This is a genomic window from Fictibacillus aquaticus (assembly GCF_002245695.1).
GTDB classification, from domain to species: domain Bacteria; phylum Bacillota; class Bacilli; order Bacillales; family Fictibacillaceae; genus Fictibacillus; species Fictibacillus aquaticus.
In genome coordinates this window covers 112,214-128,330 of the sequence record NZ_NOII01000003.1, presented here as the reverse complement: position 1 = coordinate 128,330, position 16,117 = coordinate 112,214, and the positions used below count along the sequence as shown (strand labels likewise).

Here is a 16,117-nt window from a genome sequence, read left to right as displayed (position 1 = left end):
CTCGAAATTCGCAAATAAAACTCTGAAATCTGCAAATAAACTGCCTACACCCTCTCCCAAACAAGCTCAAAACAGCAAAGAAGGTGTCCCGCACTCGGGACACCTTCTCTTCATGCTACTCTATTATCCGAATAATGCTGATGCACGTCAGATCAAACGTGATATACCTCCTGACCGTGCCTCCTCCATCCACAACCGCTTCATACGAGAAAACGGCGCAGTTTCTGTCGGGATCAATGTTCTCCAGCTGGAATGCAGTCGGTGATTCCGCACTATCCAGCGCTAACGGTTCGCCGCCAACGAGGATATAATACAGTGCCGTCCCATTAACAGGAGGTATCGGCCTCACCGCGCGCAGTGTAATTGGCAGTAAGAGCGTTTCTCCCGCCACAAGCTCAAACTCATCACTTGTGAACGGTACGTATCCTGCCGCAGATGCTCTTAACGTATAGAAGCCTGCTGAAATTCCTGTTAGCAGGAAGATTCCCACTTCATTCGTTTCCACCTCAGCAACCAAATTCCCTCGGAGGTCGAACAGCTGTATAGCCGCCCCCACAATCGGGCGCCCCGTTCGGCTGTCCGACACCTGTCCTGTGATGTTGCCGTCAGCTCCAGGTACTAAAGCAAAATCTACGTCCTCCAGCACTTCTCCATTATCAAGCTCCACGGAAGTCGACTGCTCCAAATATCCATCCGCATCAGCCGAAACTCGATAACTTCCTGCACGCAGATTGCCGATAAAATAGAACCCTTCTTGATTAGTACTTGCGTTCGCTACTAAAACTCCGTCAGCTGTAAACACGGATACAGATGCATTAAATAATGGTCCATTGCCCGCGATCAACACGGTACCCGAAATGGAAGCCGTGCCTGCCACAAGTGCAAAATCCTCTTCTACTGTTGCATTAACAGGCAGCACAGTAAGTCTTCCATCCGTACCATATCCCTGTGCCGAAGCTCTCAGCGTATATGTTCCATTGCTAAGCCCTGGAATCGTATAAAAACCATTAATATTCGTTAATGCGACGGCAACCGGACGGCCCAGAACATCCACTGCCTGCGCCTCCACTGCAGCAGCTGTTTCTGACTGTGCAGAGTCCTGCACCTGTGACTCAGCGCTAGAAGACGCACTCGTAACTGGACTGGTCTGCAGTGTAAACGTCTCCACGATCGCTCCCACGATTGGAAGCCCTGTCTCGGCATCCGTGACAAACCCAGTGAACAAACTCGGCAGCGCAGTCAGGCTGACATCTACAACTGCCGTTAAATTTGGTTCAGCCGTAAAAACTACCACCTCGCTGCGGTAATCAATGTTGATGACAGAAAGGCTGTATTCGCCGGGTAGAAGCCCTTCGACCAGATAGCGTCCATCAATATCGGTCTGTATCTCTGCCACGACCGTGCCATTTGAGTCCGCAACACGCACAAGTGTGTTGACCAGCGGCAGTCCTCCATCACCAGTAATCGTACCTGTTACCCTTGAGGTCAGCGGCGACAGCTGAAGGTCGGCAAATGTGGTGAGACCTGGTTCAACAAATATAGAATCTGAATCATTACCGTAATTGCTGTTAGTAGCTACAACAGTATAGGTTCCGCTCCTGATCGTGTTAAACCGATACCTGCCTTGGACGTCCGTAATGGTGGAAGCGATAACCGGACCGGACGGGCTGATCAGCCTCAGCTCGACGTTTGCTCTTGAAATAAAGGCACCCGTACCTGCATCTGTCACGATTCCTTCGACACTTCCTGGTTCAAAGGCGAGAGTAATATCTGTCACTGTCGTTTCATTTGCTTCAATAAACGCACTTAGTGACAGCTGTTCAAAGCCTGCTGCACTCACGGTCATCGTGTAGATGCCTGGCAGAAGATCAAGCACCGCATATGTGCCATCGGATTGCGACAATACCGTATTAACGGTAGCACGGGTGGCGTCGATGATCTGAATAACAGCGCCCGTGATCGGAAGCCCATCAGGACCCGTGATTGTTCCCGTTAAATCTCCTGTTTCTGGCGAAATTGCCAAAACGGCTTCTGTCGTCACACCATTCTCAATAATGGCTCCTTGCGACAGACTGCTGTATCCTGGGGAAGCAGTGGATAGAATGACACTTCCTTCCTCAAGGCTCTGCAGGGTAAATGCGCCTTCCTGATCTGTAATTGCTGTTGTAATTGGTATACCTGCCTCATTATAAACATTTGTCACAACGCCTGAAACCGGCACACTCGTAGTAGCATCCACGACTTTTACAGTCAAACGCCCTCCAATTGCTGTCAGCGAAAGATCAGCCGCTGTCTGTGCACCCGGCGTCACCTCAGCTGCAAAATTCCCTGGATTAAAGCCTCTTACAGTAACCGTAATAACATAGCTTCCTTGTCTGACCTGCGGGATGACATACGTTCCATCCGACTGGGCGAGAACGGTCGTTATTAAGCTATTATTCTGGTCGTAGAGATTGATCTGAATGCTTCTGCCCGTTATCGGTGAACCGCCTGCATCTGTTACCGTCCCAGCAATGCTTCCAAACAACGTAGTTAATGTAAGGCTGGCCGCCGCTGCAGCATTGCTTGTTACGATCGCTCCAACTGATGTTATCCCATAGCCAGATAGATTTGCAGTGACTTGGTAGGTGTTTGGAAGCAAATCTCTAAATGTATAGCCGCCGCTTAAATCTGTAACAGCTGAAGCAATAATGACATCATTTAGCAGCACATTCACAACCGCTCCAGCAAGCGGTACGCCGTTTTCATCTATGACTGATCCCGTTATTGAGCCGGAATCAGGCGTTAGAACGAAGGAAACATCCGCTGTCTGTCCTGGTCCAACCGTTACTCCCTGTGTACCGCTTGAAAAGTCAGGGGCCGTTACTGTAACCGCAAATGTTCCTTCCGGCAGGTTGCCAATAAAATACGTACCGTCGTTATTTGTAACAGCAGAACCGATAACCGTTCCGTTCACGTCGATTACTTTAACACCTGCTCCACCAATACCGCCGCCAGGGCCGGATACGGTCCCGCTGACAACACCAGGATCACCCTGTAAAAACCCGTCAACAGTAGTCGTTGCGTTAGCCGAAATGTTTGCTCCAGATGTAAACGTGCTGTAGTTAGGCGTTGTCATCGTTTGAGAATACGAACCAGGCGACAATCCTAAAATGGTGTAAATGCCTGCGTTGTCCGTCACCCCACGCCCCGCTGGCTGCAAACTCGCTCCGAAAACAAGCTGAACAATCGCGCCGGCAATCGGCAGCCCTGTCTGCAGATCAACAATCGTTCCTGTCAGCGTGCCAGGAAGAGCAACGAGCTCAATATTTACGATTTGAGTCTGGCCAGGATTTACCGAAAAGCCAATGTTGTTTGTTTCATAATCTACATTGAATGTGTTTAAGGAATAAATTCCGGCAGCAAAGTTCTCAACCAAGTATGTTCCTTCCTCATTCGTCTGCACTGCAGCAATTTCCGCACCGTTCTCATCTATTAAACGAACAGCCGTGTTAACGAGCGGAATGATTATATCAGCTGCTGCTGAAACTCTATCTGACTCCGCTTGAACGCTTGGAATCCTCGCTGTGATGGCACCTGTAACGTTAGAAGGCAGCGGAGTCAGCGCAAAATCACGGGAATACGTGACACCGTTCTCAATGAGCACAGATCCAATTTCAGATCCATAATTCTCTTTAGTTACAACGATGGCGTACGTGCCTGTTGAAACAAAGTCAAAACGATAGCTGCCGGTGCTGTTTGTCAGCGCTGTAACAATTACAGGGCCAAACGGAGATACAGACCTTAACTCGACCGAAGCTCCAATCAGCGGCTCACCCGTTGATCGGCTGGTCACATTTCCTTCCACCACTCCACCTTCAGGAATTAATATAATATCTACATCAGTTTCCATATCCGGCAGAACAATTCCGCTGCCGATCCCACTGCCGGAATTCGTATTGTTTGCTGTAATCGTGTACTGTCCTTCATCAAGGTCATCTACCTCGTAAGATCCATCTTCATCTGTAATAACCGATGTAATAGTTGTATTTTTCCTATCGACTATCTTTATTGTCGTATTACCGGCTGGTGTGCCGTCAGGTCTTGTAACCGTTCCAGCAATACTGCCAGGGTCAGGCGGCAAGGAAAGCTCAACAGTTGAAACAGACATGGCGTTTACAATAACCCCGACTGTAGCAGAACCATAGCTGCGTGCTGTTGCTCTGACATTTAACGGACCTGTCAGCAGATTGTCGATCCTGAACGCTCCATCTTGGTCACTAGTAATGGTTGCCGCAAGCACTCCGTTCGCATCTGTAACTTCAATAAAACTGCCCGATACAGGCAATCCAGTAATCTCATCCGTCACGACACCAGAAATGGACCCTTGTTCCGGCGCTAGAGGAACGGTTAGCTCAGAAACCTCGCCATTCACTACGATAGCACCTACTGTTGCAGACTGGTAGCCTTCCGCGATGATATTTACTTGATAACTTCCAGCTGCCAGATTAGGAAACGCAAAGGTTCCATCTGAAAGAGCATTTAACGATTGCAGCAATACGCCATTAACATTTAGAAGCCTGACGGAAATCGATGTACCCGTAATTGGTATGCCCCCCAAATCAACCACAGTTCCGAAAATAGAGCCGCCGACCTCAGCGAGCGCGAACGATACGGCCGCTGTCTGATTTGGCAGGATTATGACCCCTGTTTGATCTTGAACAAAATAAGGAGAGCTCGCAATCACTGTGTATGTTCCAGGCGGCAGCAAGATCGATGTAAAATTCCCTGCTGTATCCGTGTTCGTTGAAATTACCGGAATGCCCTCTGGCGTGTAAAAGGAAATCAATATGCCCGGCAAACCATCTCCCGTATTTGCGTTTACTACACTTCCTGAAATAAGCCCTCCCAATGGATCCAAGGCGAACGCAAGACCTGTAAGCTCTTGACCCGGCTGCAGCGATATTCCTGTCGTAGCAGATGAGAAGTCCCGTGCGCCAACGATAACCGTATAAGCCCCTGCAGGCAGGTTTCCAATCACATAGTTCCCGTTATTATCGGTTATGCCATTTCCGATCTCAAGGTCGGTTTCATCCACCACTCGGACGCTCGCATTAGACAGCGGCGCCCCGTTATTATCCGTGACCGTACCTGCAACAGAAGCTGGTTCAGGTATTAAGGTCAGCTGTACATTCGCCGTCTCGTTCGACTGCACAATTACTCCTGTGGAGCGGATGCTGTAGTTCAGCTGATACGCATTAATCGTGTAGGACCTTGGTGCAACACCTTCGATCAGAAAATTCCCGCCCGCACCTGTGGTTCTTCTGGCAATAGGTGTCACTGCGCCTGGCGCATACACTTCGATCTGCGCCCCAACGAGCGGTGCAAGCGTCTGTTCATCTAATATGACACCGGCTATATTTCCTGGATCCGGAGCTAATGCGAGATCAGCCGTGACCGTCTCTCCAGGTACAGGAGAAATCGCCACTCTTAATCTTTGATAATCAGGAACAATCGCGGTCACAAGATATTGCCCTTCCGTAAATCCTATAATTCTATAAAAACCATTACCGTCCGTGTTCACCACACGCACCGTAAATCCGTAAACGTCTAATAACGTGACAGCCACATTGGCGAGCGGCTCGCCTGTCAAAGCGGAGGTTACGATTCCCTGAACCGTTGAAGGATCTGGCTGCAGCGTAAAGTTCAAGACTGCTGTTCCGTTTGCCGGAACTTGAACAGAAGCACTGGATGAACCATATCCGTCATCTGTAAAAGCAATAACCGTGTAAATTCCTGAATACACACCTTGCGTTATATAGTTTCCTTGGTCATCGGTCAGAGTCGTTGCGATAACTGGACCTGTCGGCGATAAATAACGGACCTGTATCATTACCTGGCGAATTGGATTCCCCGTGACAGCATCTGTAACTGTACCGGCCACATTTCCAGGCTCTGGCGTTAAGATAAAGCTTAAGGATACCGTCTGATCAGGGAAAATGGTAAACGTAGCACTCTGGCTGGAAAAACCGTCTGCACTCACGATTGCACGGTATGAATCCGGCGTTAAATTAGAAAACACAAACTGGCCGAAGCTGTCTGTTACTCCTGTTAAATCCACCGGCTTGCCTAACTCAATCACTTGGATGATAGCATTAGACAGCGGTTCTCCTGTCAGCTGATTCGTCACAAATCCCGTTACTGCACCCGGATTCTGTGTCAATGAAACAGCAATATTAAACCCTGTTTCAGGCACAGTGACTGTAATGACTTCGTTTCCGTACCCTTCTGCATTTACATTCAGCAAATACAAACCGGGCGCTATTGAGCCAAACGTGAAGGTGCCATCTGTTCCCGGAAACTGCTTCGCAATAAACATACCTGTGTTTGTAGTCAATGAAACGGATACTGCCGTTCCCGCTATTGGTGCTCCTGTCGCCGAATCCGTCACGCTTCCTGTCAGCGTCGTGACGATAAGCGACAGCGGGATATTAATCGTGCTGACCGCTCCAGCGGTGACAATGACTGCCCCTAAGTTCGGCGAATATCCCGCCAAGTCCGCGCTGACAAAATACGTTCCTTCTGCCAAATCAGGTATCTGAAAGGACCCGTCTGTCTGAGCGATCAATGCTTGAAGAACCTCGCCGTTTGAACCAAACAGTTTTAATTGAATATTGTCTCCGCCAAGAGGATCTCCGTTTTCATTTGTAATCTGTCCGGCAATCGTTCCTACCGTACTCCTTAACCGCAGATCAGCTCCTGCCGTCTCGCCGCTTTGTACGATCACACCCGTAATTTCAGTTGAATAACTTTGAGCAGAGGACGTGACCGAATAAGATCCTGGAACAAAATTACGCAGCAAATAGTTTCCGAATTGATCCGTCGATGTAAAACGGATAATAATTCCGATGCTGTCACGTATAAGCACAACCGCCCCTGGTATTGCCGCTCCCGTCGCAAAATCAGATACCGAACCAGAGATAGAACCGCGAATCGTCTCTAACTGAAAATTTAAATCGGCAACCGTCTGCCCCGGACCGACAGCTACTGTACCGGTCGCATTGGCAAATCCTCCTGCTCTAATAACCACAGCATATGACCCTGGAGGAATACTGCTGACGATATAGCCGCCATCTAAATCCGTTGTACTGCTTCCAATCGGCGTCTCGTTTGCATCGAGCAAAGATATAGTGGCATTTTCCACCGGATCCCCTAAATCGGAGAAAATTGTTCCGCTCACTGAGCCTGGATTTGGCTGCATTGTAAGAGTGATGTTCGTTGTTTGATTAGAAACAACGAAAGCACCCGCACAGCCAACCGAATAATTAGCAGCCACCGCTTTTACAAAATAATTTCCCGGTGCAAGACTTTGGAATAAAAACGCTCCCTCAGGTGTCGCAGCTACTGTATTAATAAACTGGTTATCACTCGTGTAAAGCTGCAGCACTGTCCCCTCCACTGCCGGTGTGACCGTTCCTGAAACGCCCCCCGGATTTGGAGCTAGTTCTATATTTACAAACTTGGTTAGTCCAGCAGGAACGAGTACGCCGACTACGTTTGTTTCAAATCCAGGAGCTACTGAAGCAAGTGTGTAAAAGCCTCCTGAAAGACCGTGTGAAATAAATGTTCCATCTGTACTCGTGACCGCTGAATCCACAAAAGAACCCAAAGAGTTGCTGATATTAACGGTTGCTCCAGCAATCGGGAGGCCAGTCAAGCTGTCAGCCACCAATCCAGACACAAACCCTGGTGCTGGTGTTAATGTAATCGTGATAAAAGATACACTTCCCGGCGTTAATTGAATGGAAGCAGATGAAGCCTGAAAGCCTTCGCTGCTCACAATGATCGTATACGTGCCCGGCATTAAAAACTCGACGATAAAGCTGCCATCTGTATCTGTAAATGTTGATCTTACAATAACTCCGTTTGAATCGAGAAGCTGAATTTCAATGGAAGCGCCTGATATAGGCTGACTCGTTTCCTCATTAATGACAAGCCCCGTAATGCCAGCCGGATCTGGAGCCAAAGTAAAGTTTACAGTTGATGTTTCTCCTGCAATAATGATGGCTCCGATTAAACCGGTCTGATAATTATCTATATTCGCTATAACGTTGTAACTGCCCGGCAGCAGTTCCCCAATGTTAAAGTCACCGTTTGTATCAGTTACCACACGCGATATTAGGACATCTGAGTCTGCATTTTTCACGAGAACAACAGCGCCGGCCAGCACATTTCCTTCATTGTCCTGAACGTTGCCTGATAGTGAACCGAATGTTAGCTGCAAATCAGCATTGACTACCGTTGTTTCATTATCTTGAATAACAGCCCCAAGTGTTACAGGTGAATATCCTTCTGCATTAAAAATAACGGTATAGCGTTCAGGTGACAGGCCGCTGATCGTGTAGCTTCCATTTTCATCTGTCAGTGTTTTGGCCACTACGATGTTGTTCAGTACAACGTCTACAGTTGACCCGCTTATGGCAGAACCCCCTGAGGATACGATGCCTGTCAAAACCCCTGCCAGCCTTTTGAGCGATACGTTCACTGTCGTCGGCAGATTAGACTGCACGTATGCCCCGACCGTTTTTGTACCATGACCGTCAGAGTAAAATGTGATTACATAGTTTCCTGGAGCAAGGGAATTTACCGTATATTGGCCGTTAACGTCAGTTAGTACCGTTGCATCCGTTATTCCTGAACTGTTTACAACCTTCAGGCTCGCTCCTTCAATCGGTGCACCTGTATCTTCATCAATAACCGTTCCTGTAATGGAACCAGGACTCGCGAGCAAATTAACATCTACGGTGGCCGTCTCTCCTTCAGCAATCGAAAAACCGACGATAAATGTCTGATGGGATGGTGCACTGACCCTCAGCCTGTAGGACCCTGCTGAAAGACGGCTGATAGAATATTGCCCTGCTCCATCCGTTAATATAGAAGAAACAACAATACCGGTAGCATTCAATGCCTCAACGAACGCGTTAGCCAAAGGCGCTCCGCTTCCTGTAACGGTTCCCGTGACAGTTCCCGGGTTTGACTGAAGTACAAAATCAGCTGTTGTCACCTGATTTGATGGAACATTTTGACCGATTGTTACTGACTGATATCCATCAGCCGAAACCGTGAGCGTGTAATGACCCGGTATAATGCCCGAAATGGAGTACGTTCCTTCAGGAGAAGTTACCGCCTGTGCCACAACAGTCCCTAAGCTATCTGACAACAGAACAGCAGCACCGTTAACCCCCCCGCCTCCGCTTGCAGTGACGGTTCCCTGCAGTGTTCCAGGTAAGGCAACTAATACTGGATTGACGATCGTAATGGTATCAGATTCTATTAGAACCCCTTGTGCAAGAGTCGTGTAGTTAGCTTTTGAAAATTCAAGAATATACGTGCCTGATGCAATATTGGTAATGCTATATTTTCCGAACGCATCGGTGGAAGTCACCGCAACAGGCGTTGCACCTGAAAGCAGACGGACCTGTGCGCCGGCTACCGGCTGGCCGTTCGAGCTGTCGAGCACGGTACCAGCTGCTCCTCCCGCCGCTTGAACATTAACAGAAATGCTTGCCGATACAGGTGTAAGATCCGCTCCCGTAAAGCTGTCAATCCCTGTTGCCCGCGCCGTATTCAGCACCCTGTTTCCTGGTGTGTAAAATATACCGTTCTCTCCGAAATCAAGGATCGCACTCGCTCCCCGCGCGATGTTTCCGACCGACCATGTCAATGTTTTCGTTGCTGCGTTATAAGCGGTTGTTCCTTGTGAAACATTCATAACCGTAAACTGAGAAACTACGTCCAATGAAACAATATCTGTCACATTAATAAGAGTCGCCGTGCTCTTACCGGTATTTGTTAACGTAATTCTTCCTGTCCATTCGCCGATCTGCCCCGCGGCCGGTGTCGTCGGACCGGTAAGCAGCGTTTTTGCAACTTGGAGATTCGCTCTAACATTTCCTGAATTTATCGTCGCAGGGGTGGATAGCGCTGCTGAAAACTGAAAGCCCTCTGATGTTCTCAGCGAGTCCTTGTTGTAGTTGTTGTTATTTGCCGATGTAAATGCCACCATTCGAACCTGGCTTAATGCGTTAATTCCTAAAAAAGAAAACAGCGTAGAGGCTGGAATGAGAAAATCAATAAAATAGTTCTGCGTGCTTCCAAGAGTGGAATCGGCCTGCAGAACACGGGCTACATCAAAATTGATAATAGAACGGGAATAATTCGGCTCCCCTCTCCCGTTCGTACCTTCTGCAGGATCGTTCCATGAGTTGACTTCAATGATAGTGTTTTTAACCAGGTTAACACGCTTGTTCAGACCGTTGACCGCGAGCAGCCAGTCATATGTACCCGGCACCCCAGTAGTATTGAGCAGTACTCCCCATGCAAAATTAGTGAATGCTGTTTTCGCATTGTTTCTCGGATCAGATTTTACGCGCATGCGGAAATAAACGTTAATTTCATCATACGCAAAATAAAACGATGGAAAGCTGGCACTCCCTACAATATCTGTTCCTGCTGGACTGATGTCATTGATCACATCAGCGTAGGGCACACCTCCTACCGTAATCGCCGTAAATTGGTCATTAGAGGGAAAAGCCATCCCAACACCTCCGACAAAAATGGGAATTCAATCCATCTAATATACTCAGGACACCCCCGTTAAAATGACCGTTTCTTTATTAAGTTCGAAAATTTGTGACCGGCACTTGAATATAGCCTTTTTTCAAGCATGAAAAGAACCTTCAATGTCATTTCTCATACTATAAAACATGCTGTTTCAAGGGGGTGAGAATGATTGAGTGACTGCCCGCAATGCGGTTTTTCAAGCCGCGAGTGCACGTGTCCGCCTATTGAAAAAGGCCGGGAATGCTGCATTGCTTCCCCGCACCATTCCTTTTTTAACTGTGACTGCGAGATCTGCCGTCCGCCTAAAAAACTGTTGAAGCACGCAGACAGAGCTGCTGAATAATTGGACAAGCTATCAATGACAAAAACCTTATCCCTTTTACAGAGGGATAAGGTTTTCTTAGTAAATCATTATTTATTACGTGTCAGACCCGGCGGCTCGGACAGCTTTTTAACATATGGAGGCGGTGCATTTTTATTACGTATCTCTTGTAGATGCTTTTCAATAATCACACTTGAACCGAGCTGACCCTTCACTGTAAAGCCCCAGCGTTCAAAAAGTCTCAGTGCATCTGTATTGTCACTATCAACTGTTCCGTAAATAACACGTATGCCCTGTTTTAAACAATGCTTTTCAAACACAGGAAGAAATTTTGACGCAATTCCTCTTCCTTGGTGCTCTTCATCAAGTACAACATAATCCACATAAACCATGTCCAATAGTTTAAAACGGTACGATACAAAACCGACTATCGTATCCTGTTCATCACATACAACCAATATTTCATGGGCTTGTTCGATGATAGCGGTAATCACTTCATTCTTAACCTTAAATTGTTTAATTACCATATTAATTAAAACAGGGTCATCCTGGCCGCGGACCCTTTTTCGAATATACAAGGATATTCCCCCTTTTACTGCTTCCAAAGGGCAGAAAATGAACGATTAGTTATAGGTAATAATTGAGTTCTCCCTTTCTACTACTATATGATGCTTGTCCGGATTGGCTTGGATATTCGTCGGGGGTACGGTACCCATTTAGGAGAAACAGCGTCATAGAAGCATTTTCTTCAAATGGGTACCGTACCCCACAAAGCAGCCCTCAGGAACAGCAAAAACAAACAAAGCATCATAAACCCGCAAATTGTTAAAACGAGTTTTCCTCGACTCCTAAACAACAAAAAACCGGGGTTCACTCCCGGTTTTCTTGAGGTGTATTTAACTACGCAGGCGGGTTAGCAGCGTCGTCACCATTTCTAACTTTTTTCTTCTTTTTCTTCTTCTTGAAAGAAAGCCAATCCTCTAGAAATTCAATCACGGTCAATTCCACCCCCTCGATAAGGAAACTGGAAAAGAGTCATGCTCCTTTCATACCTTATCTTACGCAGGCTTGTCTAAAGTGTTTGGACAAACCTCTTAATCTTGCAAAAATGGTTGTTTGTATAGCCGCAGTCAAAACCGTTTAAGCACTATAGTGTGAGGGGAAAATGGTAAAGGAGATAGAAGGGACGGGGTACGGTACCATTTAGGAGAAACAGCATCATAGAAGCTTTCTCATCAAATGGTACCGTACCCCCCACACATGAGGAGGTTTTATTTTGCCAAGGATTAATGCAGGTTCAGAAAACAATACGCCGGTGGAACTTTATTACGAAGATCATGGAACAGGAAAACCTGTCATTCTCATCCACGGGTGGCCGCTCAGCGGACGTTCATGGGAGAAACAGGTGCCAGCGCTTATCGATGCAGGATATAGAGTTATCACATATGACCGCAGAGGCTTTGGCCAGTCCTCACAGCCATACAGCGGCTATGATTACGATACTTTCGCAGATGATCTCCACCAGCTCATACAGCAGTTGGATCTTCTGGACGTCACTCTTGTCGGCTTTTCAATGGGCGGCGGCGAGGTTGCCCGCTATATCGGCACGTATGGAACCGAACGTGTGAGCAAGGCCGTTCTAGCTGGTGCTGTTACGCCATACCTTTACAAGTCATCTGACAACCCTGATGGCGGGCTGGATGATGCGACAATCGCTGAGTTCGAGAAAGGAGTCAAAAGCGACAGGCTGGCATTTCTTGATGACTTTACAAAGAAATTCTTTACCGCTGGAGACAAAACAGATCTTGTGAGCGAGCCGTTCCGTCAATATATTAAAAACATAGCCGATTTCGCATCGCCAAAAGGAACGCTCGACTGTATCTCCGCATTCGGCCGGACTGACTTCAGAGAAGACCTTGAAAAATTTACTGTGCCGACACTCGTCATCCACGGCGACTCAGATGCCATCGTTCCGCTAGAGGTCAGTGGAAAACGGGCACACGAGATGATTTCTGGCAGCCAGCTTGCGGTCATCGAAGGCGCTCCGCATGGTTTTAACGCAACACATGCGGAGGAGTTTAACAGAATACTCGTTAACTTCTTAAAAGAAAACGAATAAAACAACAATAAAAAACAAGAACTTCCTTGCTCGGGAAGTTCTTATTTTTATATTAATTCTGCTCTTCAGATTATATCTTCAATCGCTTTCTTAATCAGTTCCGGTTCTGTCAGATGAATATAATGACTGCTGTTTTTTGCCAGTATCAGCTCAGACTTGCTAGAAAAGGTTAAGTATTCTTTCATTAACTTCTGCGAAATCTCGTCTATCAGCTGTGCTTCCTCTTCTGTTGTCCCGCCGTAGTAAATAATTTCTTCCATTGCTTTTCTTGGAGTGTGCGTAATTAGTTTAAGAGCTATATCCGGAAAGTTTCCTTTTTCTTTTAGATGAGCGATCTCTTCTTCATCATGCGAGAAGTGATATTCTTCAATTGCCGTTTTGTATTGCATTGGCTTTGTAAAAGCTTTTAGAATGTAAGTTTCCGCTTCTTTAGAAAAATGATTGTAATAATAAAACGGCGGTGCTTTTTTCAAGACTGGCACAAAAAAGGTTCCCAGTTTAAAAGAAGTCAGCCAATAGCCTATTCTCAAGGCCTTCAATTTGTTTACACCGCTTTTTTTATATAGTTCTTCGGTTAGCTTTATTTTAAAGATGTTGTCATTGGCTGACAAAGGATCAACCAGGACTAGTCCTTTTACTAAATGAGGATATGCTCTTGCGAACTGCTGAATGTACAATCCTCCTTGTGAATGCCCGACCAATACAACTTTATGAGTCACGTTCAGTTTAGAAAGCAGCTGCGCCAGCTCTTCAGCAACATGACGCGGTGTTCTTTTTATCGAAGACGGCGAGCTCATTCCATACCCAGCCCGATCATATACAAGCACAGAATAGTTCTTGTTCTTGGAGAATCGTTCAGCAAGATGCCACCATTCAGCACTGCAAGAACCTAAAGCTGGCACGATTACTACCTTGACCTCTGCCTCTCCGAATATCCTGTATGAAATCTCAGCGGATTCTAATTGAACAACCTTCACTCTTTTCACCTGCCAATCATTATTATTTACATTTTTACCCATAAACAGTTATAAATTACTTGTGCTGATTGATTCAAGGAAATAAAGATGGGTTAAAGATGGGGGTACGGTACCATTCCTGAAGAAAAGGCGCTACTGACGTTTTTTTTCTAAATGGTACCGTACCCCCGAAACTTCATAAAAAAAGAACTCCCTTTTTCAAGGAGTTCTTACTCTGATATATATCACTTAATCTATCCCTACAGCCTTCCCCTCACGGCTTGAATCTGCCGCGCCGAACAGGGTGCCGTCCTCATTGATCTGAATTCCCTGCACGTTGCCGATCGGAAACGGTGCATCGCCGAACTCAAATCCCATCGCTTCAAGTGTTCCTTTGCTGTTCATGTCGATGCCCGCTTCCCAGCCGATAAGCGGACTCGTACTTCCGAAGATTCTAGGTTCCTCGATTGCTTCCTTCATATCCATGCCAAAATCAATGATATTCGCGATCGTCTGAAACACCGAGCCGACAATGGTCGGCCCGCCTGGCGAACCAAGTGTAAAGATCGGCTTATTATCTTTAAATATTATAGAAGGACTTTTGCAGCTGACTGGCCGTTTGTCTGGCTGCACCTCATTTAATCCGCCAGGGACCGCATCAAAGTCGGTCAGCTCATTATTGAGAAGGAAACCGTGATCCTTTACCATGATACCGGTGCCGAACGGGTGCTCAACGGTTGACGTGCATGCCGCAATATTGCCCCAGCGGTCGATTACAGTAAAATGGGTGGTTTCGCTCAAGTCACGTTCAGGCTCATATGGCTGACGGACGACTTCTTTCTTTTTCGCTGAATCATATGCCCAAGGGTTGCCGAAATCAACCTCACTGTTACGGTTCTCCCAGTTAATGAAATCTCTCCTGCCGATCAAATATTCTTCATTCAGCAGCCCTTTCACAGGCACTTCATCAAACCGCGGATCCCCGGCAAACGCAATTTTATCTGAAAAAGCAATGCGCATCGCTTCAGCAAACAAATAATATTTTTCCCAAGAACGCGGACCATACTTAGCCAAATCAAAGCCTTCAAGTATCTTTAAAATCTGCAGAACCGTCGTCCCGCCTGCGCTCGGCATGTTAGATGACGCAATCTTATAGCCTCTGTACGTGCCCCAAACCGGCTCATCAACCGTTATTTTATAATCCTTTAAATCGCTCATCTCCATAAAACCGCCGTGCTCTTTGATGGTAGAGATGATAGCCTCGGCGATCTCTCCTTCATAAAAAGCTTTAATCCCCTGCTTCTGCAAAATGCGATATGTTTTAGCGAGGTCTTTATGATTCACGAACGATCCTTCCTCCACCGCTTTTCCGTTCGGGAAAAACAATTCACGTGCGTGATCGCCTAACCTGTACTCATATTTTGTTAAAATATCTTTTAAAATCCAGTTAATCTCAACACCCTGTTCCGCAGCCTGTGCAGCGGGTTCGATCAGATCGGCAAGCGGCTTGGACCCGTATTCGTTCAATGCCGCATCCATTGCCTTTAAAATTCCCGGTATCCCAACTGCCGTACCTTGAATCGAACGCTTTCTGAACGGGATGACCTCGTCTTTTTCATCAAGGAACATAGACGGATAGGCCGCCTTAGGTGCCTGCGAATGGCCGTCATATATTTTCACCTTTCCGCTTTCCTTATGATAGACCATGAAAAATCCGCTGCCGCCGATTCCTGTCATCATCGGTTCTCCGACATTCAGTGCAAATTGTACGGCGATCGCCGCATCGATAGCATTGCCTCCCGCCCGCAGTATTTTCTCTCCCGCATCTGTCGCAACAGGATGCGCACTCACGACCATCCCGTGCTTTCCAACCGCCGTTTCCCGATCATACAAACTTCTTCTGGAGCGTGCTGCTGTCTTGCCTTTTCCCATACTGACACCTCCACCGCCAACGTTGACGCATAGTGGTTAAGTGATTCCCCTTCCTTCCTTGCACAAAACAAGCTGGGTAAAGCTTCTAATTATTGAGCTGTATCGCCTCCTGAAATCCGTTGAAATTACTATGTAGTATTATTGGATAAATAAGTTAAAATCAAATGGATGTATGTTAATTGCAAA

5 protein-coding genes are annotated in these 16,117 nt (G+C 46.9%); 1 reads left to right on the top strand and 4 read right to left on the bottom strand.

The genetic code is table 11. The features are described from left to right. Window positions 1–115 precede the first annotated feature (115 nt). Both CGZ90_RS11105 and CGZ90_RS11100 read right to left on the bottom strand, forming a co-directional pair. Complete coding sequence (locus CGZ90_RS11105) at window positions 116–10,576, bottom strand: carboxypeptidase regulatory-like domain-containing protein (protein WP_094252577.1); 10,461 nt, start codon at window positions 10,574–10,576, stop codon at window positions 116–118. A gap of 437 nt (window positions 10,577–11,013) precedes the next feature. Further along, a complete protein-coding gene (locus CGZ90_RS11100) occupies window positions 11,014–11,502 on the bottom strand; it encodes a GNAT family N-acetyltransferase (protein ID WP_094252576.1) in 489 nt (162 codons plus the stop codon). 698 nt (window positions 11,503–12,200) lie between these two features. On the opposite strand from CGZ90_RS11100, the gene CGZ90_RS11095 reads away from it, so the two are divergent. Next, a complete protein-coding gene (locus CGZ90_RS11095; protein WP_094252575.1) occupies window positions 12,201–13,043 on the top strand; it encodes an alpha/beta fold hydrolase in 843 nt (280 codons plus the stop codon). A gap of 65 nt (window positions 13,044–13,108) precedes the next feature. Here the strand turns inward: CGZ90_RS11095 and CGZ90_RS11090 are convergent, their stop codons facing one another. Together CGZ90_RS11090 and ggt are read right to left on the bottom strand one after the other, a co-directional pair. Next, window positions 13,109–14,020, bottom strand: a complete 912-nt coding sequence (locus tag CGZ90_RS11090) for an alpha/beta fold hydrolase (RefSeq protein ID WP_165766834.1) — start codon at window positions 14,018–14,020, stop codon at window positions 13,109–13,111. 228 nt (window positions 14,021–14,248) lie between these two features. Beyond that, window positions 14,249–15,931, bottom strand: coding sequence for a gamma-glutamyltransferase (ggt, locus tag CGZ90_RS11085; RefSeq protein ID WP_094252573.1), 1,683 nt, complete (start codon window positions 15,929–15,931; stop codon window positions 14,249–14,251). Window positions 15,932–16,117: the final 186 nt, after the last annotated feature.

Excerpts from the sequence above, each read along its gene's own strand:
- CGZ90_RS11105 (WP_094252577.1), bottom strand. The coding sequence starts at position 10,576 with ATGGCTTTTCCCTCTAATGACCAATTTACGGCGATTACGGTAGGAGGT.
- ggt (WP_094252573.1), bottom strand. The coding sequence starts at position 15,931 with ATGGGAAAAGGCAAGACAGCAGCACGCTCCAGAAGAAGTTTGTATGAT.